This window comes from Afifella sp. H1R (assembly GCF_021462425.1).
In the GTDB taxonomy this organism is placed as follows: domain Bacteria; phylum Pseudomonadota; class Alphaproteobacteria; order Rhizobiales; family Afifellaceae; genus Afifella; species Afifella aestuarii.
Map to the genome: position 1 here is coordinate 1,166,337 of NZ_JAKEDY010000001.1, position 25,307 is coordinate 1,191,643.

Consider the following 25,307-nt stretch of genomic DNA (forward strand, 5'->3'; position numbering starts at 1 on the left):
TCAGTTAGAAAAGAAAGTCGTGAGCGCGGAGATATCCGGCCGGTCGCGTTCCGGCGTTTCCTGGCTCGCCATTCCGATATGGATGAAGCCGGCAAGCTTCTCGTTCTCACCAACGCCGAGCGCGTGGAGCGCTTCCGCATCGAAGGCGAACCATTGCGTCAGCCATTGGGCGCCGAAACCGTGGCCCGCGGCTGCGTGCAGGAGGTTCATGCAAACGGCGCCCGCCGTCAGCTCCTGCTCCCAGACCGGCACTTTCGCATGCGCGGCCGCTGTCGAGACAACGCCGATGACGACCGGCGCAACCGCAAACTGGGCGGCCTTTCCCGCTTTGCGTTCGGCTTCCGGATCACCGCTCTTCAGAACCAAGGCTTTCAGCGTTTCCGCCAAACGTTGCCGGTCCTCGCGGCTATAGATAATGTAGCGCCAGGGTGCGAGCTTGCCGTGGTCGGGCACACGCGCACCAATGGTCAGAATATCGGATAACGTATCTGGATCCGGCCCCGGATCGCCAAGCTGGACGGAGGGTGTGCTCCGACGTTTGCGCAGATGGTCGAGAAGGTCGTGCATCGTCGCCTGTGTCATTTTGCCTTTGCGCCGAACGGTTTCCATCATGGCTCGGGCCGTTTCAACCTTGAAATCGACATGGTTCGCCGCTTACGACCAGGAAGAACCATCAACAGCATGAGCAGATGATCCGCTTCACCCCGGCTATTGTCCTAGCTTTCGCGACCGTGGCGACCGCCTTCGGCGGAGCGCTCGCAACCGCACCAGCCTATGCTCAAGACGGCCGGGGCGGCGGCGGAGCAGGCTTTTTCGGGCCCGGCCCCTCAGATCTCGGACCGGGCGCCCCTCCGCAAGGAGACGAGCCGAGGAGCTTCTTTCGCAAGGACGGCCCCCGGCCTCCCCGGCAGGACGATCCGCCCCACAAGCTCGATTTCGTCGCGCCTTCGAGCGAGTTCAATCTGCCCGGACCGGAAGAAACCATCATCTTTCCGGACAATCCGGACGGCGATGCGAAGGGATTGCTGCTCGGCGGCAACGTCCTCACGCTGAATGCGCGCCTGACGGATGACAGCCCCGATCTCACCCAGGGTCTGACCTGGAGGATCTTCGGCACCACACCGAGCGAAGACGGCAGCCTGCCGCTGATCGCAACGTCATCCGGCGGAACGGCGCGACTCACCCTGCCCGACGGCGCCTATTATGTACACGCCGCCTTTGGCCGGGCGGGCGCCACCCAGCGCATCGAATTGAACGGCGTTCCAGAAACCGAAGATCTGGTGCTGGAGGCGGGCGGCCTTCGCCTGTCGGCCGTGGTGGGCGAGGACTTTCCTCTCGATGAAGGCAAAGTCACCTACGAAATCTACTACGAGGCGGAAAACGACAAGCGCGAGCTCGTCACGCCCAATGCCGAAGCCGGTCACATCGTGCGTCTGCATGCGGGCACCTACAGCGTCGTCAGCCGTTACGGCACCCTCAACGCCATCGTGCGTGCGGAAATCGAGGTGAAACCCGGCGAGCTGACCGAGGCCATCATCCACCACGCGGGTGCCGAGGTGACGCTGAAGCTGGTGGAACAGGAGGGCGGCGAAGCTCTCGCCAACACACGCTGGACGGTGCTGACGCAGGGCGGCGACACGATTCACGAATCGGTCGGCGCCTTTCCTCACATCATCCTTGCGGAAGGCACCTACACTGCGGTCGCGCGCCACGACGACACGACCTATGCCCGTGATTTCGAGATCAAGGCAGGGATGAACCGTGACGTCGAAGTCCGGCTGACCGACCTTGTCCGTCCGGAAGGGATGCGCCTGGCTCGTTAGAGCCAGGCACTTTGAGACTTATGCCGCGGCGGCCTGGGCTTCCCCGGCCGGCCGAAGGTCAGGCGGCGTCGCCTCTTCCTTCAGGCGGCGAAGCGCTTCTTCGAGAGGCAGGGTCATCTGATCTTTCTGGCCGAGACGGCGCAGAGAAATCGTTCCCTCTTCCGCTTCACGACGGCCGACGACGAGCATCGCCGGCACCTTGCCGACCGAGTGCTCGCGGACCTTGTAATTGATCTTCTCGTTCCTGAGGTCGGCGACCGTGCGAAGGCCCGCAGCCTTCAGCTTCTCCTCGACCTCGCGCGCGTAATCGTCGGCTTCCGAGACGATCGTCGCGACGACCGCCTGGACCGGCGCAAGCCAGAGCGGCAGGCGCCCGGCATAATGCTCCAGAACGATGCCGATGAAGCGCTCGAACGTGCCGAAGACGGCCCGATGCAGCATCACCGGACGGTGACGCTCGCCATCCTCGCCGACGTAAGACGCATCAAGCCGCTCCGGCAGCACGTAATCGAGCTGATACGTGCCGCACTGCCAGGTCCGGCCGATCGCATCGGTCAGGTGGAACTCGAGCTTCGGGCCGTAGAACGCCCCCTCGCCCTCGGCGATCTCGAACTCCACGCCGGCCGCCGTCAGAGCATCGGCAAGCGACTTTTCGGCACGATCCCAGGTGGCGTCGTCGCCGGCGCGGGTCTCCGGCCGGGTCGCGAGCTTATAGCGGATATTGGTGAGACCCATATCGGTATAGACGCGCGCAAACAGCTTCAGGAAGCGCTCGGTCTCGCTCACCACCTGCTCGTCCGTGCAGAAGATGTGCGCATCATCCTGCGTCATCTGCCGGACGCGCATCAGCCCATGGAGCGCGCCATGCGCTTCGTTGCGATGGCAGCAGCCGAATTCGGCCATGCGGATCGGCAGATCGCGGTAGGATTTGATCCCGTGCTTGAAGATCTGCACATGCGCCGGGCAGTTCATGGGCTTGAGCGCCAGCCAGGTATCGACCTCGTCGGCGAGAACCGGCCCATCTTCTTCCGTATTCGGGGTCTGATCGGGGACCACGAACATGTTTTCGCGGAATTTCGACCAGTGCCCGGATTTCTCCCAGAAGCTCGAATCGAGAAGCTGCGGGGTTTTCACCTCCACATAGCCATCCTCATCGAGGCGCCGGCGAATGTAATCCTCCAGGACCCGCCACACGGCATAGCCCTTCGGATGCCAGAAGACGGACCCCTGCGCCTCTTCCTGCAGATGAAACAGGTTCATCTCGCGCCCGAGACGGCGGTGGTCACGTTTTTCCGCCTCCTCGATCATGGTGAGATAGGCGTCGAGCTCTTTCTTGGAGGTCCAGGCGGTGCCGTAGATGCGCTGCAGCTGCTGGCGACTGGAATCGCCGCGCCAATAAGCGCCGGCGAGTTTCGTCAGCTTGAAGGCGTCCCCGATCCGCCCGGTCGAATCCATATGCGGGCCGCGGCAGAGATCGAACCAGTCGCCCTGGCGATAGATCTTGACGTCGTCGCCTTCGGGAATCGCATCGACGAGTTCCACTTTGAACTGCTCGCCCATTTCGCCGAAGACGTGCTTCGCCTCGTCGCGGTCCCACACCTCCTTCGTGAAGGGGCGGTTGCGCGCGATGATCTCACGCATCTTCGCTTCGATGGCGGTGAAGTCCTCGGTCGAAAACGGCTCCTGGCGGAAGAAGTCGTAATAGAAGCCGTCCTCGATCACAGGCCCGATGGTGACCTGCGTGCCGGGGAAGAGCTCCTGCACGGCCTCCGCGAGGACATGGGCGCAATCGTGACGAATGAGGGACAGCGCCTGCGGGTCCTCGCGCGTGACGATCTTCACCGTAGCGCCTTCCGGCAGCCTGTCGGCGAGATCGGCGAGTTGCCCGTCGACTTCGACGGCAACGGCTTTCTTCGCCAAAGATTTGGAGATCGACGCAGCGAGATCGGCACCGCTCGCCCCTTCGGGCAAGCTGCGCTCCTGGCCGTCGGGAAGTCTAATCCGGCTCATGACAGCAAAGTCCGGGCCCATCGGCCCGCTCCATAGTTCAATCCGAAAAGCGTTCGGTGATGTGTCGGCCCGTCCATAGGCCGTAGCGCCACGGCGTATACCAGCGGGCATTGTCGGGCAAGCGGGCTGGCACCGGGTCGAGCCCATTGCTGCCGAAAGGATGACAGCGCGAGAAGCGGGCAAGCCCCATCCACAGCCCTGGCCAGGCGCCGAAGGTGCGGATCGCCTCGCTCGTATAGTCCGAACAACTCGGCAAATGCCGGCACGTGCGGCCCATGATCGAGGACAGCGAGAGCTGATAAACCCTGATCAGTCCGAGGAGACCACTGGCGACGGGCGAGAAACGCCGCGGCTTCAGCCGACCGCCTTCTGATCCTTCGGCCCTCTCCATAGCGTCACGCGGCCTGACCGGCGCCGGCCGCTTTCCGGCCCTGCCCCTTTTCGAACGAGGACGAACCTGCGTGACCCGCCGCCTCGATCTGATCGAGCGCATCGACGACGGCGTCGAATGTCAGCATCGTCGAGGCATGCCGCGCCTTATAATCGCGCACCGGCTCGAGAAAACGAAGATCGGCCCAGCGGCCTTGCGGCGACGGCCCGTTCTCCTTGAGCATGGCGCGCATCTCCTCACGAACCTGCCGCAGCTCGTCGGGCGTCGAACCGATCACCGTCCGCGCCATGATGGAGGAAGACGCCTGGCCGAGCGCGCAGGCCTTCACTTCATGCGCGAAATCCGCGATCCGGCCATCCTGCAGCTTCAGATCGACGGTGACCGTCGAGCCGCACAAGCGCGAATGCGCCTTGGCGCTCGCGTCGGGATCGGCAAGCCGTCCGATGCGGGGAATGTTCCCTGCGAATTCCAGAATTTTGGCGTTATAGACGTCGTCGATCATAGGTCACTCCGCTCGGGGGGTGGCCGAGCTTGGGCAAAATCATTACTTCGCCTTATATAGGTTCGACAGGCCGGCGTCACACCTCCACCCGAGAGCGGCCGGCACGTCTCGAAAGGACGCAAGATGGACAGCACGTTGAAGCTCTTCTCCTCGGCCGCGGTGGCGGGTCGAAGGCCAAGCCGCGAGGAGGCAGAAGCTGCCGTGCGAACGCTGATCGCCTGGCTCGGGGACGACCCCGACCGCGAGGGTCTGCGCGACACGCCGCGGCGCGTGGTTTCGGCTTATGAGGAGCTTTACGCCGGCTACCCCCAGGATCCGGGGACATTGCTCGCACGCACCTTCAAGGATGTGGGCGGCTATCACGACATGGTGCTGGTTCGCGACATCGCCTTCTACTCGCATTGCGAGCATCACATGCTCCCCTTCTTCGGGCATGTGCACATCGCCTATTACCCGAACGACGGCGTCGTGGGCCTCTCGAAGATGGCCCGCGTCGTGGAAGCCTATGCGCGCCGCCTGCAGACGCAGGAGACGATGACAGCCCAGATCACCGATGCGCTCGAAAACGCCCTGAGCCCGCGCGGCGTCGCGGTGATGGTGGAAGCCGAGCATATGTGCATGTCGATGCGTGGCGTGCAGAAGCAGGGCTCGTCCACCATGACGTCGCGCTTCACCGGCCTCTTCCATGACGAGGCAGCCGAACGCGAAAAATTCCTCAACCTCGTGCGCCCGACAGGCCGCTGATCACGGACGCCGGTGTCGATGAAGGACGATCAGGCAACGGCCTCTCCCGAGGCCGTCATCGAAGAGACGCAGGACTTCCGGCCCCGCTTCAACGAAGCGGGCCTCCTGCCCTGCATCACCCAGGATGCCGAAAGCGGCGATGTCCTGATGATGGCGTGGATGAACCGCGAGGCTATCGATCTCACGCTCGCCACCGGCGAGGTGTACTATTTCAGCCGGTCTCGGAACTCCCTCTGGAAGAAGGGCGAGACGTCCGGCGCCATCCAGAAGCTGATCGAGCTCAGGATCGACTGCGACCAGGATTGCCTTCTCGCGCGCGTCGCCGTCGCCGATCGCGCCAGAACCTGCCACACCGGTCGCACAGACTGCTTTTACCGCGTCGCGGAGGCAGCACCCGAGGGACTCCACCTCCGCATGCGCGATTAGGCGTTCCGGTCAGCCCTGCGTCACGTATTCCCGGATCGCTTCGGCTTCGTTCTGCACCTCGGCGATCCGACGTTTGACCACGTCCCCGATCGAGATGATGCCAACGAGTTTGCCATCCTCCTCGACGGGCAGATGACGAAACCGCTCATTGGTCATCATTTCCATGAGATCGTCGGTCGTATGATGCATCCGGCAGATCCGCACGCGCGCCGTCATAAAATTGGCCACCGGCTGACTGAGCGCCCCTGACCCCTCGCGGGCGACAGCAGAGACGATGTCGCGCTCCGACAAAATACCTTTTATGGCCGCGCCCTCGGTCACGACGACCGCGCCGATACGATGTTCTGACAACGTGACGGCGACTTCGTGCAGGCTCATCTGCGGCCGGCACGTCACGACGTCATTGCCTTTGCTCTCCAGCAATTGCCGTACATGCATGTCTAGTCCTCCCCGAATGCGAACGTTTGTTTCGTCCGCTTATCAGTATCCTAGGGCGAGACGGCATAAGTTTGAACTCTTCTGAGATCGAGTTTTCTCAAAGAACCAAGATCCCCGGGAGCCTATGAACGAGTTTGGCGTCCGACCGGGTCGAATAAGGGAAAAAGAAGAAGGCCCGCTAGAAATCCGCCGATATGAGCCTGCCAGGCGATCGCACCCCCGACGCCCGGGAGCATCTGCCCGCCGACACCAAACAGGAGATTGATTCCGAACCACATCAAAATGAAGAAGGCGGAGTATGGATTGAGAAGGCTCGCTCTCAGCCCCGGATCTGGCACGAGGTAGGCTTCCGGGCGCGCGCCTCCACCCGCCAGAGGACCGCCCGGCGCAAAGGCGAAACGCGCGGCCGCAGCCGTAATGCCAGAGACACCAGCGGAAGCTCCGATGACGAGGGTCTCATTCCCCGGCATCGCCAGAAACTGGGCGAGAGCACCCGCGGCGATCGCCACCAGCAGCAGGAGGAGGAAGCGAGAAGTCCCGAAACGCCGCGCCACGGCACTCCCGAAGCTAAGCATCCAAAGAACGTTCACGCCGAGATGCAGCCAGTCGGCGTGCAGCAGCCCATAAGTGAGGGGCGTCCAAAAGCAGGCCGCGAGCCCTCCAGGAAGGAATGAGGCCGCGCCCGTATAGCGTGCCGGCACGAAGCCGAACATCATGAGCACCTCGACGTCGCTCTGATAAGGCAACAGGGCGCGGATGACATGCACGATGAGCAGCACACCGACCGTCCACACGAGGACCGTCGGCAGGTTGAACATTCTCTCTCGTTCTCGTTCTTGCATGGGCGGGTCGCTTCTTCGGAGACAGGCGAAAAGGTGGAGCATCCGGGGGATTACGGCTCACCCCTTCGCAATCACAGAGCGTCCGGGCAAGGAAAAGACTTGGAAAAACACTGTTTCTTTCTGCCACACACGCTTACAGATGGTTAACTTGCACTATGATAGTTTTGCCACAGGCTCCTGGTTTCACGAGCAATGACCATCGCTTCCACAAACACTGATGCGCCCAAAGAGACGGTGGAGATCACCGTGGAGGACCCCGAACGCAATCGTCGCCAGCATGAGCGCGTCGAGGTCAACCTGCTCGGCCGCTGCATGTTTGCGGATCAGCAAGAGAACCCGTGCGAGATGCGCAACGTGTCCGCAGGTGGGGCCGCGATCATCAGTCCTCTCAAAGGGAATGTCGGCGAGAAGATCATCATCTATGCCGAGCAGATTGGGCGTATCGAAGGCATCATCACGCGTCACACGCAAAATGGTTTCGCCATCACGATCACGGCCTCGGCGCGCAAACGGGAAAAGCTCGCGAACACGCTCGCCTGGCTCGGACGGCGAGACGTGCTCAAGGTCCGCGACGACCGCCGCTCCGTGCGGCGTGTGCCGGCCACCACGGAAACACGGGTGACCCTGCCGGGCGGCAAACAGGTCGATTGCAAGATCATCGACATGTCGAAGACCGGCGCAGCGTTGGCGATTTCAGAGCGCCCGCCGATCGGCTCTCGCGTCAACCTCGGCCGGCTTGGAGGCCGCGTCGTGCGCCATTTCAGCGACGGCGTCGCCATCGAGTTTATGCGCATCATGTCGGAAGAAGAGATCGAGCGGATTATCGAGGAAGAGTTCTTCACAGATGGAAGCATGTGACAGCACTCTTTCCCGGCCGTCATAACAACATCTTTTTAACCAGACCGACAGTCGACTCTTATGTAAAAGCCCTTACACTTGCCGACAATTTCAGGAGAACTTCCTGATTTCAACCAAATGGTAGGCAGCGTAAAGAAGAGCTTGCCGAAAGCGTGAAACTCCGAAAGAACCGCTTAGCCCGCGCCTAAGCGGCCGGGGATACGGTCTCCCAAAACGGGGGATCGCGATATGCGGTTGAACAGAGTGACCGGAACAATGCTTGGGGCAGCTTTCGCCCTCGCCGTCTTTGTGGCGGCCCCGGCGGAGGTCCAGGCCCAGCAGACAAGCTCCGGTCTTGGCATCAGGATCACGGGCAGCATCAGCGCACCGGTCATGCGCACGGGCCGTTATGCATCGCCACCGATTGGACATCGTGCCTTCTGCAGATCGTTTCCGGGTGAATGCGAGGTTCATGGCAGCCGCTCACCCATGCAGCTGACACCGTCACGCTGGCAGGATCTCGTACGCGTCAACAATTACGTCAACGACACGGTCGAGGCCGTGACGGACCAAGAATATTATGGGCAGGAAGAAGTCTGGACGCTCCCGCAGGGCTACGGCGATTGCGAGGATTACGTGCTTCTGAAGCGCAAGCAGCTCGTGGCGCGCGGCTGGCCCACCTCCGACCTCCTGGTCGCCGTCGTTTTCGACGAAGTGGGCGCCGGCCATGCCGTGCTCGTGGTGCGCACCGATCGCGGCGACTACGTGCTCGACAACAAGGTCTCCGATATCCGCCTGTGGAGCGAGACCGGCTACCGCTACGTAAAACGGCAGGACATCGCGGATCCGAAAAAGTGGGTCGCCATCGACGATTCCCGCTGGCAGCCGCTCGACGCCACAGGTCGCGTGCGCTGAATGTGACCTAGCCTGGTCGCCTCCAAACTCTCCCGTCCCCGACCAGGCTCAGCGGCCGGTCTCCGCAAGGAGGCCGGCCGGCGCTTTATCGAGCCGACGAATTCCGGGCGCCAGACTGTCGAGCGCTCTATATTTCGCCGAGCGATTCCCGAAAGCGTCGACCGTTGGCGACGTATCTTTCGGCCGATTCCCGCAGCCCCTCCTGTGCGGCCTCGTCGAGCGTGCGCACCACTTTGCCCGGAGAACCGACGACGAGCGAATAATCCGGGATCTCCTTGCCCTCGGTGATGAGGGCACCCGCGCCGATCAGACAGAAACGGCCGATCTTGGCGCCGTTCAGAACGATTGCGCCCATCCCGACGAGTGAAAAATCCCCGATCGTGCAGCCGTGCAGGATGGCGCGGTGGCCGATCGTGCAATCGCGACCGATCGTGCAGGGGAACCCGGGATCGGTGTGGATGACGCTGAGATCCTGAACGTTGGAGCGAGGGCCGACGGTGATCGGCTCGTTGTCGCCTCGCAGGACGGCGCCGAACCACACGCTTGCGTCTTCACCCACTCTCACGTCGCCGATCACGCTCGCGCCGGGCGCGATCCAATAGGCTCCGCTCTCGGGCAGGTCAGGCTTCCGTTCTTTCAGACAATAAATGCTCATAGGCGGGCAGCCACCAGAAAACTGAGAAACACCGTGCCCGAACATGCACTCCACAGACCCGCCACCACAAGTCCGAGACACACGATCTCAGGCCCTGCTTCCCTGCGACGCAAGGCGGCGAAGCACATCAAGGTGCACGTCGCGATCGCAGGAAAGGAAACGGAACCGTCTCAGGTGGGCGCAACAAGATACGGGCGGCCGCTCGCCGCGACCGCCCGCATTTTCACGTCAGATTCGTCTTCGACGGCCGTCAGGCGCGCAGGTCGAAATCCAGGATCGCCATCGAGAAATTGTAGGAGAGATCCTCATCCTCATCGTCCCGGAAAATGAGGCCGACGAATTCCTCGCCGACGAACACCTCCGCCGAATCGTCTTTCCGCGGCCGAGCCTTCACCTGGATCTTCTCGTTGTCGAAAAGCCTCTGCAGGTAGGCCTGGAGTTTTTTCAGTTCGTCGATGCTCAACGCGACACCCTTTAACTTGGTTTGGCCCGTCCTGACATAACGAGAAGCCGATCTCAACCGGCTCAGCCGGAAACGTCGTCGCTGCCCTGCTCCGCCTCGCGCAGGAGCTGATCCATGGATCGGCCGGGCTCGTCGCGGCCCGCTTTTCCGACGATTCGTGCCGGCACGCCCGCAACCGTGACCATAGGCGGCACCGGTTTCAACACGACCGAGCCGGCCGCCACACGCGAGCAATGGCCGATTTCGATATTGCCGAGGACCTCCGCACCGGCGCCGATGAGAACGCCATGACGAATCTTCGGATGGCGGTCGCCACAGGATTTTCCCGTCCCACCGAGCGTCACGTTCTGGAGGATCGAGACATCGTCCTCGATCACGGCCGTGGAGCCGATCACGATACCCGTCGCGTGATCGATGAAGATCCCCCGCCCGAGAGGAACGGCGGGATGAATATCGACCTGGAAAACTTCCGAAGCCCGGCTCTGCAGATAAAGCGCGTAATCCTTGTGACCTTGCTGCCAAAGCCAATGCGCCAGCCGGTGCGACTGGATCGCGTGGAAACCCTTGAAATAGAGCACCGGCTCGATCAGCCGCTCGCAAGCCGGATCGCGGTCATAGACGGCCATCAGATCGATGCGCAGAACCTCCGACAATTCCGGCTGATCCTCATACATCTCGCCAAAGGACCGGATGATCTGGCCCGTCGAAATGCCGGGATGGCGCAGCCTGTCGCCGACACGGTGAGCGACCGCATCCTCCAGCCGCGGATAGTTCAAGATCGTCGAATAGATGAAGGCGGCCAGCACGGTCTCGCGGGCGACGATGTCCTCGGCTTCGCGGCGAAGCTGCGCCCAGACCGGATCGACCGTTTCGGCTCCCGAGCTCAGACGGGTTTGTTCGACAGCCATATCGGCTCCTCTCGCTGCGTCACGATCCGGTTCTCCGGCGCCCGGATATCTGGTGCGGCACGCTCAGTTTACCAGAGAGATCATGCAGGCTCTCTCTGCCGTCACCACCGCTCTCGCGGGCCACGCACCGTGTTATATAGCTTCCAATGAAAATCAGCATATGCCGGCGCGACCCAGGGTCAACAGCTCGCTGACATGATCGGCACCGGTTCGCACCCTTCGCGCACCACTCTCAGATGCCGCTAGGCCGCTTTGCGCAGGCTGTCCAAAAACGTCAGAACGGCAGCCTTGGTCGCCTTGTCCCCAACCGCGCGCATGTGGTCACGCCGCGGGATGATCGCCGTCTCGGCGCCCGGGATGAGTTTTGCCAGCGCTTCCGGATCGCCGGCCACCTCATCCTCGGACCCCACGACGATGAGCACCGGCATCGTAAGCTTGCCGAGCATGTCGGGAGTAAGGTTCTCGCGGCCGGCCTCCATACAGGCGGCAAGCGCCAGGAGATCCGAACCGGTCTGTTCGGCGAAGACGCGAAATCCTTTTGCGGTCTCGCCAACGACCTCGTCCATGGAGGCGGCGCGCATGCCGGCTGCAACGTCATCAGCCTCGCCGAAACCCTGGACGAGCTGATCGCCGAGCCCACCGATGATGAGGGCTTCAACCTTCTCGGGTGCAGCGACGGCAAGATGCGCCGCGATCCGCGCGCCCATCGAATATCCCATCATGAGGGCTCGCTCGAGGCCGAGATGATCGAGAAGCTCCAGCATATCGCGTCCCATCCGGTCCATGCCGTAGGCATCGGCCGAATGCGGTGCGTCGGACCAGCCATGGCCGCGATTGTCAGGCGCGATGACGCGATATCCGGCCTCATTGAAGGCCGACACCCAGCCGGTGGACTGCCAGTTGACCCGGTGGCTCGACGCGAAGCCATGGATCAGGAGGAGCGGTTCGCCCTCTCCCTGGTCGAGATAGGCGATGGCGACGCCGTCTGACGTTTCAAAGGAGGGCATGAGAAGAATGGACGTGCGAATGGATCATGCCGCCGCTTAGCCCCTCATGCGGCAGACGGTCAACGCGAAGCGGGAGCAGGCGCCTCGACGAGCTGGAATTTTGACATTGGCCCGCCGCCCCTGCACGCCTATGTTCCGCAAACCAGCAACAACGGACAGGACGAGCGACGATGGCGGAGAACGTGGTTCCGCATTTTCATAATACCGGCGGAGTGGAGGCGATTTCGGTGGGCGCCAGCGAATTCATGTGCATCGGTGCCCTGCCCCCGTTCGACCATCCGCACGTTTTCCTCGACATGGGCGACGAGCACGAGATCGTCTGTCCCTATTGCTCGACCCTCTACAAGCTCGATCGTTCGCTCAGCCCCAAGCAGGCGCGTCCGACCGAAGCCGTTTACCAGGAATGAGGATGGAGGGGAGCATGGGCGCCCGCCCCTGCCCTTCCTTATAGGATGCGCGTCGCCGTCATCGGGGCCGGCATCTCCGGCCTGACTTTCGCGCTTTCGCTGGCGCGCAAGGGATTCGAGCTCGATCTCTTCGAGCGTGCGGAAACGTTGGAGGAAGTGGGCGCCGGCATCCAATTGTCGCCAAACGCCTCTCGTCTTCTCCTCGCGCTCGGCCTCGGGGAGGAACTGAGCAAATGCGTCGTCGCACCTGACAAGCTGCAGATCGGCAACGGCCAGCGCCTCAACCTGCTTGCAACGCTCCCCTTGGGAGAATGGGCGCAGGCGCGATACGGCGCGCCCTACTGGCTGATCCATCGCGCTGACCTGCAAGACGTCCTTTTGCAGGCGGTTCGCAAAGAGTCCGCGGTGCGCCTTCATCTCGGCGCAGGCGTGGAGGCTTTTGACGCACATGAAAGCGGTGTCGCCTTCGAGGCTGCCGGCGCCGAGCATCACGCCGATCTCGTCGTTGGTGCAGACGGGCTTCGCTCGGTCGTCCGCCGAAAGCTCGTCTCCGGGGCAGACCCCGCCCCGTCGACCCATATCGCCTGGCGTGTGAGCATCGACGTTTCGGCCGCCCCCGACTGGCTCGACACGAGCTGCACCACGTTGTGGATGGGCCCCGGCTGGCACGTCGTTCACTATCCGATCAGGCGGGGCGAACGCCTCAACATCGTGGCAATCGAGCCGCAAAGAGCAACCGGCCAATCGGGACCCGTGCTCTTCCATGCGGCGCCCGAGATCGCCACGTTTTTCGGTTCCGAGACCCTACGCCACAAATGGCTGCCCTGGCCGCTCCAGACCGTCGACCCGAGCCTCGCCTGGACAAAAGGGCGTGCCGTTCTCCTCGGCGATGCCGCCCATGCCATGCTGCCGACGGCCGCCCAGGGAGGCGCGATGGGGATCGAGGATGCCGCGACGCTTTCCGCCGAGCTCGCAGGCGACGGAGCGCTTTCCGGAAAACTCGCCCGTTACGAGCTTTCGCGCAAGACACGCGTCCGTAAGGTTGTATCCATGGCGGAGAGCAATCTCCAGATCTACACCATGCCCAGTCTCGTCGCGGGCCTCAGGAACACAGCGCTCCTGGCGCTCCCCGGCGAAGTTTTGATGCGCCGCCAGGACTGGCTATATTCTTTTACCGCCTAAGCATTTCAGAGAGTTATACATCTCCGCAATCGGAACCCGATCGACCACTTAACGTTGTCGGGTGGTAACGGCCGCGCGAACGGCTTCCACACACATCCGCGCGGCCTCAATAGCATCCGAGATGCAAGGAGATTACTACATGATCCGCACATTGATGGCGAGTACGGCGATTGCCGCACTGTTGACCACCGGCGCGATCGCCCAGACGCAGCCGGCCCCTCAGAACGAGACGACGCAGGCTCAGTCCACCACCGAGGGCGTCAAGACGCAGCAGAAGCAGGGCGAGGATCTCGCCTCCTCCTGGATGGGCCAGACCGTTTACTCCTCGGCCGGACCGGACGCTGAAGAAGTCGGCGACATCGACGATCTTCTCGTCGACGAGAACGGCAATATCACCGCAGCGATCATCGGCGTCGGCGGCTTTCTGGGCCTCGGCGAAAAAGAAGTCGCCCTCGATTACGATCAGTTCCAGGTGACGCAGGACCAGAATGGCGAAATGCGCCTGGTCGTGGATGCCACCGAAGAAGAGCTAAAGAACGCTCCTGAATTCCAGGAGAATGACAATCAGCGCAGCTATGCGCAGATGCAGAAAGAAGGTGGCAACGACAGCGCGAGCTCTACGGATGCCTCGGCGACAACCGCCTCTTCGGCTGGCGCTGCAAGCGGGTCCATGACGAAGGATCAGTCGCAGCAGACAGCCTCCAGCACCACGACGACCAGCGACGGCGCCGCGAATAACAGCGCGATGAGTGGTCAGGACCGCCAGACGGCATTTGCGCAGCCGGAGCAGGGCGAAACCCGCCTGAGTGACTGGCTCGGACGGGAAGTCTATTCGTCGGCAACGGGTCAGGACGCGACGGGCGCCGGCTCCATGGGTGACAAGGCAGGCCAGCGCCAGCAGCAAGCCATGCAGAACAACACCGACAGCGGTCATGCCAGCGGCTCCATGGGTCAGAACGACACCATGGCAAGCGGCGAGCCTGTGACCGACATGCAGGATCGGGTGAAGACCGACGCCTCCGGCCAGACGACGGCCATGGGCACGAGCGGCACGACGTCCGGCGACAGCACCGATCAGCAGATGGCGACGAACCGCTCGGCGACAGGCGGCTCGGCATCGGGTAGCGACACTGGCCAGAACCAGGAGCTCGCCGCAAACCCGGACGATCAGCAGCAGAGCGTTGGTGAGATCGACGATGTCATCCTCGCCGACAACGGCAAGATCGATTCGATCGTGATCGACGTCGGCGGTTTCCTCGGCGTGGGCGAAAAGCCGGTCGCCATCAAGTTCGATAAGGTCGAGATGACCCAGGCATCGAACGAGGATGAGCCGCGCCTCACGATCCCGATGACGCGCGCCGAGCTGGAGAACGCTCCGAAGTGGGAGATGGCCGGCCAGGAAGGTGATGTCGCCAGCAACACCAGCGACATGAATGCCGATACGACGGGCTCGCAGACGGCACAGAACAGCCAGAGCGAGACGACGAAATCGGGCACCAACGACAATGCCGGCACGGGCTCGATGACCACCGCTTCGCGTGATCAGACCGACATGGGCTCGAGCAAGTCCGCTGCCGGAGGTGCGCAGCCCAGCGGATTGAGTGCTGACGAGATCATGGGCGCTACCGTCTACGGCAGCAACGATGAGAGCGTCGGTGATATCGATGACGTGATCGTCGGCCAGAATGGCGATGTCCGCGCCGTGATCATCGATGTCGGCGGCTTCCTCGGCATCGGCGAAAAGCCGGTTGCGGTCGAATATGACACGCTCAACATCCAGAAGGATGCGAACGGCGAAACCCGCTATTCGATCAATGCCACCGAGAATCAGCTGGAAGACGCGCCGGAATACGAAGGCGCGCAGTAAGCACCCAGCGTTCACTCAGACAGTACGACCCGTCGGCTCCGGCCGGCGGGTTTTTCTTTGGCCTTCTACGACATCACGGCTTGAGATCGAGCGGCCCGGGCCCTGGCCCTTTCCAGCAAGGGGGAGCGAAGTCCGAAGCTCGGATCGTGTGAGAAGAAAGCTCCTGACGCCGTCGATGTCAGCGCGCGCCGAACTCTCATCGTCTTGGTCTGCAACGCACGACGCCGCTCGGAGACGACCCGGCAGAGAACTGACATGGCAGAATGGTGCGGGCGGCGGGACTCGAACCCGCATGGTTTTCCAACCGAGGGATTTTAAGTCCCTTGCGTCTACCTGTTCCGCCACGCCCGCGTGCCAGGGTTTCTCTCTGCTTTTCGATCCCCGGTCAATCGGATGTGTGCAGCTCAGCATACGGCATTATGTGCGAGCTTCTCCCCACCCGCAGTCGTATCAGCTCAGCGACAGGCCCGTTGAACGACGACAAATGTCAGCCCAACCTCCAACTCTGAAAACACGTAAAGCTTGTAGGTCCTTAGATTTATGTATATACGAAAACTAAATGATCGTCTGGGATGAACGAAAGCGGCTCGCGAACCTCGACAAGCACGGGTTGGACTTCGCCGATTTGGATGAAGACTTCTTTTTGAATGCGCTGGTGCTGCCGGCGAAAGCGGCCGGTTTCAGGCAATAGGGCGCCTCGCGGACGGAACCGTCTCGGTGATCTTCACCACCCTCGGGACCGAAGGGCTGTCGATCATATCCATGCGCCCTGCCAGGAGGAACGAAAGGAAGAGGCTGGAATGACGAAACGCAATGAGAAAAAGAGGACGTTCGAACCGGGCCGCGGATACAGCCGCGACGATTGGGAGGAGGTCTCGGACAATCCGGAACTGACCGAAGGAGACTTCCGAGAGGCCAGGCCGTTTCGCGAAGCCTTTCCCGATCTGGCCGCCAAAATGGAAAGGAACGTGGGAGGCCGCCCCAAAAAGACGAATCCGAAGCAAGCGGTTTCCCTTCGCCTGGATGCCGAGGTGATCGAAAAGTTCAAAGCCACAGGTCCTGGCTGGCAGACCCGCATTAACGACGTTCTCAAAGCTGCAAAGCTCTAAAAAGCCGCACGACGCCGGAAGCAACCGGCAAGAGTCTCACCAGCGCCAGAAGGCCGGGTCGAAAAGCACCAGGACCGTGAAGAGCTCCAGCCGCCCGAGGACCATTGCAAAAGTGAGCGCGATCTTGGCGGCGTCGGGAAGCGACCCGAAATTGCCGGCCGGGCCCACGATCTCGCCAAGCCCGGGACCGACATTGCCGACCGCAGTCACCGCCGCGGAAATGGCGGTGACGAAGTCGAGGCCGAGCGCCGCGAGAATCATCGTGATGATCACCGTGGTCCCGACATAAAGCGTCAGGAAAGCCAGAACCGAGGGCGGAACGTCGGCCGGGATACGACGGCCGGCATAGCGCAGCGGATCGACGCGCGAAGGATGGGCGAGAAGCCGGATCTGGCGCCGGATGATCTCCCACAGGATAACGAGACGGTAGATCTTGATGCCGCCGGCCGTGGACCCGGTGCAGCCCCCCACATAGGTGAGCACGAAGAAGAGGCCGACCGAAAAGGTGCCGAGCTGCGTGTAGTCGAGCGAGGCATAGCCGGTCGTGGTCACCACGGAAACGACGTTGAAGGTGGAGTGCCGCAGAGCCTGGCCGAACGTGAACTCGCCCGTCAGCGTCAATTGGAACGCAAGGCCCGTACACACGATCACCAGGAGACCGACCAGCGCCCGCACCTGGGGATCGCGAAAGATCTCATACGGGCGGCCACGCAACGCGCCGATATAAGCGACGAACGGCATGGCCCCCGCCAGCATGAAGAAGCTGCCCGTCCAAAGAAGCTCCGGATTGTCGCCGAAATAACCGAAGGACGCGTCGTGGGTCGAAAACCCGCCGGTCGAGAGCGTCGTCATCGCATGGCAGATCGCATCGAAGAAGGTCATGCCTCCGGCCGCATAGGCGAGCGCGCAGAGAAGCGTCAGACCGACATAGATGCCGCCGATCCAGGCGGCGAGATCGAACGACTTTGCCAGCACCTTCTCCGAACGGTCGGAGCTTTCCGCGTGGAAGAGCTGCATACCGCCGACCTTCAGGAACGGCAGCATGATGATGGCCATGACGACGATGCCGACGCCACCGATCCATTGCAGGAGCGAGCGCCAGAGATGAATGCCGGGCGGCAGACTGTCGAGGCCAGTGAGGACGGTGGAACCCGTGGTCGTCATGCCGGAGACCGTCTCGAAGAAGGCATCGGCATAATCGACATCGAGGCCGAGGAACGGCAGGGCCGCAAAACCCGGCAGCACGAACCACAGAACGGTGGTGAGAATGAAGGCCTGCTTGAGATTGAGCCCGAGCGGCTCGTCCTCGCGCCCCGCAATGGCGAAGACCGCGCCGACGAGCGCCGTCACGACGCCCGAGAGCGCAAACACCATCCAGTCCGGATTGCCGGCCGAAAGATCGACGAGGGCCGGCAGAATCATCACCACGCCGAGCGCCACCAGAAGGAGGCCGGTTATCGCCAGGATAGGTTGATACCGAAGCAAGATGTCGCCTGCGCCCGTGGCGTCAGCTCGGCGCGCCGAAAATCGGCGGCTGGAAGCTCAGCCCGAGATCCCACGGGAAATAAATCCACGTGTCCTGGGAGACTTCCGTGACGAACGTATCGACCAGCGGGCGCCCCTTCGGCTTGGCATAGACCGTAGCGAAATGCGCATCCGGCAGCATTTCTCGCACGATCGACGCAGTCTTTCCGGTGTCGACGAGATCGTCGACGATGAGGACGCCCTTGCCGCCTGCCCCGCCGAGATGGCGCACCTGTTCCGAAATCGGCTTCAGGACCTCGGTCGTGCCCTGGGTTTTGTAGTCGTGATAGGACGCGACGCAGACCGTCTCGATCAGCCGGATTTCAAGTTCGCGCGACACGACGGCCGCTGGCACGAGCCCGCCGCGCGTGATGCACACGATTGCCTCGAAGGGGCCGGCGCCGGCGAGCCGCCAGGTCAGCGCCCGCGCGTCGCGATGAAACTGCTCCCAGGAAACCGGGAAGGCCTTTTCTTGCACCATATCTCTCTCGTTCTTTCCGGCCTCTTATCCGCTTTGCAGGCGGCTTTCCACGGCCTCGGCCGCCTTTTTTAGCGCCTCTTCATCGCGCGAGCGGATCACGATGCGTGTCGTGAAGCGGTTCCCGTCCTGATAAGGGTAGGAACCGAAACGCACCTCCGGGTGCTCGTCCTGAAGGTCGGAGAGCCAATCAGCGATCTCTCCTTCCCCGCGTCCCGCCTCGATCGTCACAGACATGATCTTCGCGGCATGTGGCAGCGTGGGCGCGAGGGCGGCAAGCATTGCCTCCATCACGGCCGGCACGCCCGCCATCACATAGACGTTGCCGATCTTGAAGCCGGGCGCGCCCGAGACCGCATTGGCGATGAGGTCGGCGCCTTCCGGCGTCCGCGCCATTCTGAGGCGCGCCTCGTTGAGCTCCCAACCGCGCGCCTCGGCCCGCTCCCGCAGGATCCGAACCGCCTCGGGATGATGAATGAGCGGACGATCGAACGCGCTCGCAACCGCATCCGCCGTGATGTCGTCATGCGTCGGCCCGATACCGCCAGAGGTGAAGACGATGTCATACGCCGCCGACAGCGCCTTCAGCGCCGCCACGATCGCATGCTTCTGATCGCCGACGATCCGCACTTCCTCCAGATCGATCCCGAGGTCGGTGCAGAAATCGGCCAGCGTGCCGATGTTCTTGTCCTTGGTGCGCCCCGACAGGATCTCGTCGCCGATCACCAGCATGGCTGCCCGAGGCGCGGCCAGGGTCGGGTGTGCGATAGTCGCTTCGATCTCGCTCATTGAGACTGAGTGCCCTTTGTCGTAGCCGCCGGCAAGTCCAATCTGGCTTGCCGCCCGCCCCTTCCCCATATGGAAGGCGAAATACTCCATCTCCCCTTTAAAAGGGGCGCCTCAATCGGCTAGCTTGTCGCCGAATAAGGACGGTTTCATCCTATGCAGAACGCACTTTCAGGCCAGCGCGAAAAGGCCTCCATCCATACCTACGGCGAGGAAGGTTTTGTCGGCATGCGCCGGGCCGGTCAGCTCGTCGCCACCTGCCTCGATGAATTGACCGAGCGGGTCAAACCCGGTGTCACGACGCAAGAGCTCGACGATTTCGTTTATGATTTCGCGCTTCAGCATGATGCACTCCCGGCAACGCTCAATTATCGCGGCTACCGCAAGGCCTCGTGCATCTCGCTCAATCATGTCGTCTGCCACGGCATTCCCAACGATAAACCGCTCAAAGAGGGTGACATCGCCAATATCGATGTCACCTTCATCCTCGACGGCTGGCACGGCGATTCAAGCCGCATGTACGCGGTCGGCCAGATCAAGCGCGCGGCTGAACGGCTGATGGAGGTCACCTATGAGTGCCTGATGCGCGGGATCGACGCGGTGAAACCCGGCGCGACGCTCGGCGATATCGGTCACGCCATCCAAAGCTATGCGGAAGCCGAGCGCTGTTCGGTCGTGCGCGATTTCTGCGGCCACGGCGTCGGGCTGGCCTTCCACGAGCCGCCGAATATCCTGCATTACGGGCGTCCCGGCGAAGGGCTCGCGCTCGAACCTGGGATGATCTTCACGATCGAGCCGATGATCAATCTCGGCCGTCCGCACGTCAAACTCCTGAACGACGGCTGGACGGCGGTCACGCGCGACAGATCTCTCACCGCACAATACGAGCATTCCGTCGGCGTTACGGAGGACGGGGTGGAAATCTTCACGCTGTCACCCGCCGGCTACGGCCGGCCCTGAGACCTCCGTGGGCTTTGATTTCGAAGAAGCCGGCCCCGGCCAGGTCCATTATCACGGCCACCGGGACCGTCTGCGCAACCGTTTTCGCGAGGCAGGAGCCGACGCGCTGGCGGATTACGAGCTTTTGGAGCTCGCTCTCTTCAGCGCCCTGCCCCGGCGCGACACGAAGCCGATCGCCAAGGCTCTGCTCGCCACCTTTGGTTCTCTCGGCGAAGTTCTGGCGGCATCGCCGACACGCCTGAAAGAAATCGATGGCGTCGGCGACGCCGTCATCCTGCAGCTGAAATTGATGCGCGCCTTCGCCGAACGTCTTGGTCGTCACGAAGTCAGAAGCCGTCCGGTTCTCGCCTCCTGGTCGACCCTTCTTGACTATTGCCGCACGGCGATGGCGTTTGAGGATCGCGAGCAGTTCCGCATCCTCTTTCTGGACAAAAAGAATGCCCTCATCGCCGACGAAGTGCAGCAGAGGGGCACGGTCGACCACACCCCGGTGTATCCCCGGGAAGTGATGCGTCGCGCCCTCGAACTTTCGGCGACCGCCCTCATTCTGGTTCACAACCACCCGTCCGGCGACCCCTCACCGTCTCGGGCCGACATTCAGATGACGAAGACGCTCATCGACGTCGGCAAGCCTTTGGGGGTGACCGTGCACGATCACATCATCATCGGCCGCGATGGACACGCGAGCTTTCGCGGCATGGGGCTGATGTAACGGCTGCGTCGTCGGCGCTCACAAAATCCCGTTCGCGCGCTGCAATTCGCGCACATAGGCGGCGATCTTCTCCACCTCCGTCTGAGACAGCCCTTCTACCGGCGCCATGTTACCAAAGCTCCAATGATGCGCGGTCACGCCGCGGGCCACGGCAAGCTGAAACGCCTGATCGCTGTGATGCTCAGGCGCGTAGACCGCATGCACGAGCGGTGGCCCGGCTTCTGTCCCCGCGGCATTCTCGCCATGACAGGCGACGCAGTTCTCCTCAAAAAGCGCCCTGCCCGTCTCAGCGTCGGACGAAAGCTCCGGCACTTTGACGTTCGCGACCCGAACATCACCGTCCCCCGCCACGAACGCCCGGATGGCCAGGAAAGCGGCGATCGCAAGGCTCAGAACGACAAAGGAAACCGCCTTCGGCGTCATGTCCGGTCCCCGGCCAGATCCTGCAGGATCGGGCAATCGGGCCGATGGTCGCCATGGCAGGCCTCGACGAGGTTCGACAGCGTATCGTGCATTGCCTGAAGTTCGGCGATCTTGCGCTCGATCTCACCGATATGGCGGATCGCAATCGCCTTCACGTCGCCACTCGCCCGGCAGCGGTCTCCGTAGAGAGACAGAAGCTGACGGCATTGCTCGATGGAAAACCCCAGAGAGCGGGCGCGCGCCAGGAATTGCAGATTGTGGACGTGGGTATCGGAATAGTCGCGGTAATTGTTGCCGCGCCGGTCCGGCTGTACGAGCCCGATATCCTCGTAATAGCGGATCGTTTTGGGGGGCAGGCCGGAGGCCTGCGCCGCATCGCCGATATTCATGCGCCAACTCCCACGCTTTCCTGCTGGATAAGGGTTCCAGCCACTGGAAAGTCAAGGGAGCGCCGCGTGCCCCACAATCCCTTTCGAGATTAGTTGAGCCGCCCTTCGAAGGTCGCGAGACGCCATTCCGAGGGCTTGATCAGACGCTCATGGGCAATCTCAACCGAATGGATGGCCGCATCGATCTCGCGGCGCCAGTAGTCGAGGAAGCGCTCCAGCCGCGGATGGTCAGGTGCCACATCGTAGAACTGCCAGACGAAGCTTTGAATGAGCTTCGGGCGCTCCGGCATGTAGTAGAGAACGTTGGCGGTGGTCAGGCCGTAACCGGCGAGCTGAAGGCCGAGATCACTCTCCTCGCGACTTTGCTGCATGCTCTCCTCCTGGGTCAGGAGGTGCAATGATTGCGTCTCATAGATTAAAAGTCTACTAGCCCTTGGTCGAAATCATGATATCGAACAATGGCTTAGCAGCTTTCACTCAGGAGTGCTGCCAGCAGCCGGACCGTCCTCCGACGGCTGGATCGAGGTGATATAGCCAAGAATGTCGTCGATATCGGCGGGCGGCCAGCGGAATTCCGGCATGGCCGGGTGGCCGGTCACGATACCCTCGGCAAGCGCTTCCCATAATGTGTCGATCGGATAGCGCTCGGACAGATCGCGGAAGGCTGGTGCGGGCGGCATCGGGCTCGTGCCCGTCGATCCGACGGCGTGACAGCGAGAGCAATACTCTTCGGCCAGCGCTTCGCCGCGGGCGATGTTCTGGCCCGCAGCGCCCTGCGCCGTTGCCAGCAGAAGCAGGCCCGCCAATGCGATCGATCCCCTCATGAGCGCACGATAGTCGCAGCTCCGAACCGCGCCATGACCAGGATCAACCTTCGCGTGCCGGATCGATCACGCCACCGGCAGCCTCAAGTGCCTCGGGCGTGTCGACGTCGAGCCGCGCGGCCGCGCCGATCTCGACCTCAAAGACGTCGTCGGGATAAAGCCCGATCACATGCCGACCGCCGGTGTCACCGCTCACCTGCAACAACTCGTCAAAATAGCGGCGCGCCCACAGAACCGGATTGCCGCGTTTTCCCGACGCGGTCGCAAGCACGATGCTGCGGCTGGCGTCGGGCTCGAAGGCGGCGAGCATCTGGCCAATCGCTTCGCGTGTCAGCCCCGGCATATCGGCAAGGACGATGAGCGCACCCGACACGCCCTCAGGTAAGGCGCGCAACCCGACCCGCAGAGAGCTTGCGAGCCCTTCGGCAAAATCGGGATTGTGAACGAGGCGCGCTCCGCTTCCTTCCAGCGCCTCTTCCACCGCCTCGCGCATATGGCCGGTGACCACCACGACCTCCGAGACGCCGGACGATGTGACCGTCTCCACCGTGCGACGCACGAGAGGCACGTCGTCGAACCGGGCGAGAAGCTTGTTCGGACCGCCCATACGCCGCGAACGCCCGGCCGCAAGCACAATGGCGGCCACACCGCCATCCCCCTCGGACGGCTGACGAGGTTGCGGCCGCGATACGATCTCCGACAACAGACCCCCGACGCCCATCCCCATGATGTCTTCAGGCTTGACCTCAAGTCCCGCCAGGAAGCGATTCACCACAAAGTCGAATCCGTTCTCCTTCGGGCTGCGGGCGCAACCGGGAGCCCCGATCACCGGGCGGCCGCCAAGCTCGCCAATGAGGAGAAGATTGCCTGGATCAACCGGCATGCCGAAATGCAAAACGCGACCGCCGGCCATGCGGAGCGCAGCCGGGATGATGTCGTCCTGATCGGTGATCGCGGAAGCCCCGAAGACGACGATCATATCCGCACCTTCCGACGCCGGCTGCCGCAACGCCTCCGCCAACGCCTGGGTCACATGCGCGACGCGCGTCTCGTCGGTGAGGCTCGCCCCCGCCTTCTCGAGCCGGGCTTCCAGCACGCGCCGCGTCTTGTCGAGCATCTTCGCCTGCGTCGACGGCAGGCATGTCGACACGAGGCTGACCCGGCAAGGACGGAACGCCGCCACGGATAAGGGCGGTTCATGGCTCGCGAGAAGCCTCTCGGCCGTCTCGAGAACCGCCTCGGAGAGTGCGAAAGGGATGATCTTCACCGTCGCGATCATGCGGCCCGCTTCGACCACTTCGAACGGCGCAAGCGTTGCCACCGTCAGCCCCGGATCGATCCGGTTGAGGGCGTCGATCAGATCTTTGTCGACTCTAAAGACTCCAGAGACTTCGGCGTGAAGATTGCAGCGCCCTGTGAACGGTGCCTCGATGCGGAGATGCCTGCCGGCAATCGCGCGGGCGATGCGTTCGGCGGCCTGATCTTCATGGACGTCGCCGGCATCGAGCCGCGCCGCAATGACCTCAGAGATCCCGGCAGCTTGAAGCCGCGCAACGTCCTCGGCACTCAACCGCGCGCCCTTCTTCAGCGACAGATCGCCGGCCCGGACCTTATGGGCCAGGATGGCACCTTCGGCCTCTGCGACCGCAATCGGGCCGAACTTCAAGCGGCCTCACGTACCATCGACGGGCCCTTGCGGAGCGCCGCGATCACTTCCGCAAGAACGGCGACGGCGATTTCGGCCGGCGAGGCCGCAGCGATGTCGAGACCGATCGGCGCATGAATCCGCTCGACATCGGCTGAGCCGACACCGGCTTCGAGAAGCCGCTCCACACGCTTGCCGTGCGTCTTCCGGCTGCCGAGAGCCCCGACATAGAAACAGCCGGCGGCGAGCGCCTCCCGCAGCGGGAAATCGTCGATCTTCGGATCATGGGTGAGCGCCGCGACCGCCGTATAGGCATCGAAGGGGATCTTCTTGAGCGCCTCTTCAGGCCATTCCGCGATGAGCGAAACACCCGGGAACCGCTCTTCCGTCGCAAAGGCCGTGCGCGGATCGATGATCGTGACGTCGAGGCCCGCAAGTTTCGCCATCGGTGCCAGGGCCTGGCTGATATGCACGGCCCCGATCGCGACGAGCCGTGGTGGCGGCACCGCGACGGTCAGAAAAGTCCGGCCATCCTCCAGCATCCCGGATCGGCCGGAGCGAAGACGCCGTGAAATCTCCCCCGCGAGCGGATCTCCCGCAGCCTCGCTCTCTTTGACGAGACGTGCCTCGCCGCTTGCCGTGTCGGTGACGAGGATGGCGGCGCGGCGGGCTGCGCGCTCTTCGTTGAGCGCCTTGAGAAGCGACAGCTCCATCACGCCACCGGTTCGACGAAGACGCGGATGCGGCCTCCGCAGGAGAGACCGACCCGCCAGGCCGTCTCATCGGCGACGCCGAATTCGAGCATTTTCGTCGCCCCGCTCTCCAGAAGCTCGAGCGCTTCGCCGACGACGGCGCCTTCGACGCAACCTCCCGAAACCGAGCCTTCGAAATTGCCCTCTTCGTCGATGACGAGGTGACTGCCGACAGGCCGCGGCGCCGAACCCCAGGTCTCGACGACGGTGGCGAGCGCCACCTTCCGTCCGGCCGCGCGCCAGGCTTCAGCTGTGGCAAGCGCGTCGTGTTCCAACATCTCTGCCATG

31 protein-coding genes, 1 tRNA gene and 1 pseudogene are annotated in these 25,307 nt (G+C 62.8%); 12 read left to right on the plus strand and 21 right to left on the minus strand.

The window, feature by feature from the left end; genetic code table 11:
• Positions 1-582: a nitroreductase gene (locus tag L0F51_RS05545; RefSeq protein WP_234628276.1), complete on the minus strand. Its 582-nt coding sequence runs from the start codon at positions 580-582 to the stop codon at positions 1-3.
• Between the two features lie 107 nt (positions 583-689).
• Between L0F51_RS05545 and L0F51_RS05550 the strand changes: the two genes are divergently transcribed.
• A complete protein-coding gene (locus tag L0F51_RS05550) occupies positions 690-1,823 on the plus strand; it encodes a hypothetical protein (protein ID WP_234628277.1) in 1,134 nt (377 codons plus the stop codon).
• 18 nt (positions 1,824-1,841) lie between these two features.
• Here the strand turns inward: L0F51_RS05550 and thrS are convergent, their stop codons facing one another.
• Genes thrS through L0F51_RS05565 form a run of 3 tightly spaced genes read right to left on the minus strand, consistent with a single transcriptional unit; the run spans position 1,842 to position 4,726 of the window.
• Complete coding sequence (gene thrS, locus L0F51_RS05555; protein WP_234628278.1) at positions 1,842-3,833, minus strand: threonine--tRNA ligase; 1,992 nt, start codon at positions 3,831-3,833, stop codon at positions 1,842-1,844.
• A 37-nt stretch (positions 3,834-3,870) separates the two neighbouring features.
• Positions 3,871-4,224, minus strand: coding sequence for a membrane protein insertion efficiency factor YidD (yidD, locus tag L0F51_RS05560; protein ID WP_255701284.1), 354 nt, complete (start codon positions 4,222-4,224; stop codon positions 3,871-3,873).
• Positions 4,225-4,228: 4 nt separating this feature from the next.
• Positions 4,229-4,726, minus strand: a complete 498-nt coding sequence (locus L0F51_RS05565) for an iron-sulfur cluster assembly scaffold protein (protein WP_234628279.1) — start codon at positions 4,724-4,726, stop codon at positions 4,229-4,231.
• Positions 4,727-4,849: 123 nt separating this feature from the next.
• Between L0F51_RS05565 and folE the strand changes: the two genes are divergently transcribed.
• Together folE and hisI are read left to right on the plus strand one after the other, a co-directional pair.
• Positions 4,850-5,470 carry a GTP cyclohydrolase I FolE gene (gene folE / locus L0F51_RS05570; protein ID WP_234628280.1) on the plus strand — a complete coding sequence of 207 codons (621 nt, stop codon included), beginning with the start codon at positions 4,850-4,852 and terminating at the stop codon, positions 5,468-5,470.
• Between the two features lie 18 nt (positions 5,471-5,488).
• On the plus strand, positions 5,489-5,896 hold the full coding sequence (gene hisI, locus L0F51_RS05575) for a phosphoribosyl-AMP cyclohydrolase (protein ID WP_234628281.1): 408 nt from the start codon (positions 5,489-5,491) through the stop codon (positions 5,894-5,896).
• A gap of 9 nt (positions 5,897-5,905) precedes the next feature.
• Here the strand turns inward: hisI and L0F51_RS05580 are convergent, their stop codons facing one another.
• Both L0F51_RS05580 and L0F51_RS05585 read right to left on the minus strand, forming a co-directional pair.
• Positions 5,906-6,334, minus strand: coding sequence for a CBS domain-containing protein (locus L0F51_RS05580; protein ID WP_234628282.1), 429 nt, complete (start codon positions 6,332-6,334; stop codon positions 5,906-5,908).
• A 122-nt stretch (positions 6,335-6,456) separates the two neighbouring features.
• Entirely contained in the window at positions 6,457-7,152 is a 696-nt protein-coding gene (locus tag L0F51_RS05585) for a rhomboid family intramembrane serine protease (protein ID WP_234628283.1), read from the minus strand.
• A 216-nt stretch (positions 7,153-7,368) separates the two neighbouring features.
• Here L0F51_RS05585 and L0F51_RS05590 point away from each other — a divergent pair, with 216 nt between their 5' ends.
• Both L0F51_RS05590 and L0F51_RS05595 read left to right on the plus strand, forming a co-directional pair.
• Positions 7,369-8,034 carry a PilZ domain-containing protein gene (locus L0F51_RS05590; protein ID WP_234628284.1) on the plus strand — a complete coding sequence of 222 codons (666 nt, stop codon included), beginning with the start codon at positions 7,369-7,371 and terminating at the stop codon, positions 8,032-8,034.
• Positions 8,035-8,406: 372 nt separating this feature from the next.
• Positions 8,407-8,928, plus strand: a complete 522-nt coding sequence (locus L0F51_RS05595; RefSeq protein ID WP_234629346.1) for a transglutaminase-like cysteine peptidase — start codon at positions 8,407-8,409, stop codon at positions 8,926-8,928.
• A gap of 127 nt (positions 8,929-9,055) precedes the next feature.
• Here L0F51_RS05595 and L0F51_RS05600 read toward each other — a convergent pair whose 3' ends face one another.
• The 4 genes from L0F51_RS05600 to L0F51_RS05615 all read right to left on the minus strand — a co-directional run bounded on the left by L0F51_RS05600 (position 9,056) and on the right by L0F51_RS05615 (position 11,961).
• The gene (locus tag L0F51_RS05600) at positions 9,056-9,583 is read right to left on the minus strand and encodes a gamma carbonic anhydrase family protein (protein WP_234628285.1); all 528 of its coding nucleotides are present in this window, start codon (positions 9,581-9,583) and stop codon (positions 9,056-9,058) included.
• Between the two features lie 250 nt (positions 9,584-9,833).
• The gene (locus L0F51_RS05605; RefSeq protein WP_092816236.1) at positions 9,834-10,046 is read right to left on the minus strand and encodes a DUF3126 family protein; all 213 of its coding nucleotides are present in this window, start codon (positions 10,044-10,046) and stop codon (positions 9,834-9,836) included.
• Positions 10,047-10,108: 62 nt separating this feature from the next.
• The gene (gene cysE / locus L0F51_RS05610) at positions 10,109-10,954 is read right to left on the minus strand and encodes a serine O-acetyltransferase (protein ID WP_092816238.1); all 846 of its coding nucleotides are present in this window, start codon (positions 10,952-10,954) and stop codon (positions 10,109-10,111) included.
• Positions 10,955-11,196: 242 nt separating this feature from the next.
• Entirely contained in the window at positions 11,197-11,961 is a 765-nt protein-coding gene (locus L0F51_RS05615; protein ID WP_234628286.1) for an alpha/beta fold hydrolase, read from the minus strand.
• A 170-nt stretch (positions 11,962-12,131) separates the two neighbouring features.
• Between L0F51_RS05615 and L0F51_RS05620 the strand changes: the two genes are divergently transcribed.
• From L0F51_RS05620 to L0F51_RS05630, 3 genes are all read left to right on the plus strand, one after another.
• The gene (locus L0F51_RS05620; protein WP_234628287.1) at positions 12,132-12,368 is read left to right on the plus strand and encodes a zinc-finger domain-containing protein; all 237 of its coding nucleotides are present in this window, start codon (positions 12,132-12,134) and stop codon (positions 12,366-12,368) included.
• A 45-nt stretch (positions 12,369-12,413) separates the two neighbouring features.
• A complete protein-coding gene (locus L0F51_RS05625) occupies positions 12,414-13,550 on the plus strand; it encodes an FAD-dependent monooxygenase (protein WP_234628288.1) in 1,137 nt (378 codons plus the stop codon).
• Positions 13,551-13,689: 139 nt separating this feature from the next.
• Complete coding sequence (locus tag L0F51_RS05630) at positions 13,690-15,417, plus strand: PRC-barrel domain-containing protein (protein WP_234628289.1); 1,728 nt, start codon at positions 13,690-13,692, stop codon at positions 15,415-15,417.
• A 264-nt stretch (positions 15,418-15,681) separates the two neighbouring features.
• Here the strand turns inward: L0F51_RS05630 and L0F51_RS05635 are convergent.
• Positions 15,682-15,768: transfer RNA gene (locus L0F51_RS05635), tRNA-Leu, on the minus strand.
• Between the two features lie 208 nt (positions 15,769-15,976).
• Between L0F51_RS05635 and L0F51_RS05640 the strand changes: the two are divergent.
• A pseudogene (locus tag L0F51_RS05640) lies at positions 15,977-16,221 on the plus strand (BrnT family toxin).
• Entirely contained in the window at positions 16,218-16,526 is a 309-nt protein-coding gene (locus L0F51_RS05645) for a BrnA antitoxin family protein (RefSeq protein WP_234628290.1), read from the plus strand. Before L0F51_RS05640 ends, L0F51_RS05645 begins: the two are co-directional and overlap by 4 nt.
• A gap of 36 nt (positions 16,527-16,562) precedes the next feature.
• Here the strand turns inward: L0F51_RS05645 and L0F51_RS05650 are convergent, their stop codons facing one another.
• Genes L0F51_RS05650 through L0F51_RS05660 form a run of 3 tightly spaced genes read right to left on the minus strand, consistent with a single transcriptional unit; the run spans position 16,563 to position 19,296 of the window.
• Positions 16,563-18,011, minus strand: coding sequence for a TrkH family potassium uptake protein (locus L0F51_RS05650; protein WP_234628291.1), 1,449 nt, complete (start codon positions 18,009-18,011; stop codon positions 16,563-16,565).
• A gap of 22 nt (positions 18,012-18,033) precedes the next feature.
• Positions 18,034-18,531 carry a xanthine phosphoribosyltransferase gene (gene gpt, locus L0F51_RS05655; protein WP_234628292.1) on the minus strand — a complete coding sequence of 166 codons (498 nt, stop codon included), beginning with the start codon at positions 18,529-18,531 and terminating at the stop codon, positions 18,034-18,036.
• 24 nt (positions 18,532-18,555) lie between these two features.
• Positions 18,556-19,296 (minus strand): competence/damage-inducible protein A, encoded by a 741-nt coding sequence (locus L0F51_RS05660; protein WP_370642370.1) that lies wholly within the window; start codon positions 19,294-19,296, stop codon positions 18,556-18,558.
• A gap of 174 nt (positions 19,297-19,470) precedes the next feature.
• Here L0F51_RS05660 and map point away from each other — a divergent pair, with 174 nt between their 5' ends.
• Both map and radC read left to right on the plus strand, forming a co-directional pair.
• Complete coding sequence (gene map / locus L0F51_RS05665; RefSeq protein WP_092816250.1) at positions 19,471-20,274, plus strand: type I methionyl aminopeptidase; 804 nt, start codon at positions 19,471-19,473, stop codon at positions 20,272-20,274.
• A gap of 7 nt (positions 20,275-20,281) precedes the next feature.
• Positions 20,282-20,986, plus strand: a complete 705-nt coding sequence (radC, locus tag L0F51_RS05670) for a DNA repair protein RadC (protein ID WP_234628293.1) — start codon at positions 20,282-20,284, stop codon at positions 20,984-20,986.
• Between the two features lie 18 nt (positions 20,987-21,004).
• Here the strand turns inward: radC and L0F51_RS05675 are convergent, their stop codons facing one another.
• The 7 genes from L0F51_RS05675 to L0F51_RS05705 form a co-directional block, all read right to left on the minus strand.
• Positions 21,005-21,409, minus strand: coding sequence for a cytochrome c (locus L0F51_RS05675; protein ID WP_234628294.1), 405 nt, complete (start codon positions 21,407-21,409; stop codon positions 21,005-21,007).
• The gene (cueR, locus tag L0F51_RS05680; protein WP_234628295.1) at positions 21,406-21,798 is read right to left on the minus strand and encodes a Cu(I)-responsive transcriptional regulator; all 393 of its coding nucleotides are present in this window, start codon (positions 21,796-21,798) and stop codon (positions 21,406-21,408) included. The genes L0F51_RS05675 and cueR overlap by 4 nt, the downstream gene beginning before the upstream one ends.
• A gap of 89 nt (positions 21,799-21,887) precedes the next feature.
• The gene (locus L0F51_RS05685) at positions 21,888-22,169 is read right to left on the minus strand and encodes an usg protein (protein WP_234628296.1); all 282 of its coding nucleotides are present in this window, start codon (positions 22,167-22,169) and stop codon (positions 21,888-21,890) included.
• A 102-nt stretch (positions 22,170-22,271) separates the two neighbouring features.
• The gene (locus L0F51_RS05690) at positions 22,272-22,604 is read right to left on the minus strand and encodes a cytochrome c (RefSeq protein WP_234628297.1); all 333 of its coding nucleotides are present in this window, start codon (positions 22,602-22,604) and stop codon (positions 22,272-22,274) included.
• Between the two features lie 61 nt (positions 22,605-22,665).
• Positions 22,666-24,288 carry an NTP transferase domain-containing protein gene (locus tag L0F51_RS05695; protein WP_234628298.1) on the minus strand — a complete coding sequence of 541 codons (1,623 nt, stop codon included), beginning with the start codon at positions 24,286-24,288 and terminating at the stop codon, positions 22,666-22,668.
• Positions 24,285-24,980 carry an XdhC family protein gene (locus L0F51_RS05700; RefSeq protein WP_234629348.1) on the minus strand — a complete coding sequence of 232 codons (696 nt, stop codon included), beginning with the start codon at positions 24,978-24,980 and terminating at the stop codon, positions 24,285-24,287. Before L0F51_RS05700 ends, L0F51_RS05695 begins: the two co-directional genes overlap by 4 nt.
• Positions 24,980-25,306 (minus strand): XdhC family protein, encoded by a 327-nt coding sequence (locus tag L0F51_RS05705; RefSeq protein WP_370642313.1) that lies wholly within the window; start codon positions 25,304-25,306, stop codon positions 24,980-24,982. Before L0F51_RS05705 ends, L0F51_RS05700 begins: the two co-directional genes overlap by 1 nt.
• Between the last annotated feature and the right edge of the window lies 1 nt (position 25,307).

Bases quoted from the DNA above. Each gene is read 5' to 3' on its own strand.
- L0F51_RS05545 (WP_234628276.1), bottom strand. From the start codon at position 582: ATGACACAGGCGACGATGCACGACCTTCTCGACCATCTGCGCAAACGT.
- L0F51_RS05550 (WP_234628277.1), top strand. From the start codon at position 690: ATGATCCGCTTCACCCCGGCTATTGTCCTAGCTTTCGCGACCGTGGCG.
- thrS (WP_234628278.1), bottom strand. From the start codon at position 3,833: ATGAGCCGGATTAGACTTCCCGACGGCCAGGAGCGCAGCTTGCCCGAA.
- yidD (WP_255701284.1), bottom strand. From the start codon at position 4,224: ATGGAGAGGGCCGAAGGATCAGAAGGCGGTCGGCTGAAGCCGCGGCGT.
- L0F51_RS05565 (WP_234628279.1), bottom strand. From the start codon at position 4,726: ATGATCGACGACGTCTATAACGCCAAAATTCTGGAATTCGCAGGGAAC.
- folE (WP_234628280.1), top strand. From the start codon at position 4,850: ATGGACAGCACGTTGAAGCTCTTCTCCTCGGCCGCGGTGGCGGGTCGA.
- hisI (WP_234628281.1), top strand. From the start codon at position 5,489: ATGAAGGACGATCAGGCAACGGCCTCTCCCGAGGCCGTCATCGAAGAG.
- L0F51_RS05580 (WP_234628282.1), bottom strand. From the start codon at position 6,334: ATGCATGTACGGCAATTGCTGGAGAGCAAAGGCAATGACGTCGTGACG.
- L0F51_RS05585 (WP_234628283.1), bottom strand. From the start codon at position 7,152: ATGTTCAACCTGCCGACGGTCCTCGTGTGGACGGTCGGTGTGCTGCTC.
- L0F51_RS05590 (WP_234628284.1), top strand. From the start codon at position 7,369: ATGACCATCGCTTCCACAAACACTGATGCGCCCAAAGAGACGGTGGAG.
- L0F51_RS05595 (WP_234629346.1), top strand. From the start codon at position 8,407: ATGCGCACGGGCCGTTATGCATCGCCACCGATTGGACATCGTGCCTTC.
- L0F51_RS05600 (WP_234628285.1), bottom strand. From the start codon at position 9,583: ATGAGCATTTATTGTCTGAAAGAACGGAAGCCTGACCTGCCCGAGAGC.
- cysE (WP_092816238.1), bottom strand. From the start codon at position 10,954: ATGGCTGTCGAACAAACCCGTCTGAGCTCGGGAGCCGAAACGGTCGAT.
- L0F51_RS05615 (WP_234628286.1), bottom strand. From the start codon at position 11,961: ATGCCCTCCTTTGAAACGTCAGACGGCGTCGCCATCGCCTATCTCGAC.
- L0F51_RS05620 (WP_234628287.1), top strand. From the start codon at position 12,132: ATGGCGGAGAACGTGGTTCCGCATTTTCATAATACCGGCGGAGTGGAG.
- L0F51_RS05625 (WP_234628288.1), top strand. From the start codon at position 12,414: ATGCGCGTCGCCGTCATCGGGGCCGGCATCTCCGGCCTGACTTTCGCG.
- L0F51_RS05630 (WP_234628289.1), top strand. From the start codon at position 13,690: ATGATCCGCACATTGATGGCGAGTACGGCGATTGCCGCACTGTTGACC.
- L0F51_RS05645 (WP_234628290.1), top strand. From the start codon at position 16,218: ATGACGAAACGCAATGAGAAAAAGAGGACGTTCGAACCGGGCCGCGGA.
- gpt (WP_234628292.1), bottom strand. From the start codon at position 18,531: ATGGTGCAAGAAAAGGCCTTCCCGGTTTCCTGGGAGCAGTTTCATCGC.
- map (WP_092816250.1), top strand. From the start codon at position 19,471: ATGCAGAACGCACTTTCAGGCCAGCGCGAAAAGGCCTCCATCCATACC.
- L0F51_RS05675 (WP_234628294.1), bottom strand. From the start codon at position 21,409: ATGACGCCGAAGGCGGTTTCCTTTGTCGTTCTGAGCCTTGCGATCGCC.
- cueR (WP_234628295.1), bottom strand. From the start codon at position 21,798: ATGAATATCGGCGATGCGGCGCAGGCCTCCGGCCTGCCCCCCAAAACG.
- L0F51_RS05685 (WP_234628296.1), bottom strand. From the start codon at position 22,169: ATGCAGCAAAGTCGCGAGGAGAGTGATCTCGGCCTTCAGCTCGCCGGT.
- L0F51_RS05700 (WP_234629348.1), bottom strand. From the start codon at position 24,980: ATGGAGCTGTCGCTTCTCAAGGCGCTCAACGAAGAGCGCGCAGCCCGC.
- L0F51_RS05705 (WP_370642313.1), bottom strand. From the start codon at position 25,306: ATGGCAGAGATGTTGGAACACGACGCGCTTGCCACAGCTGAAGCCTGG.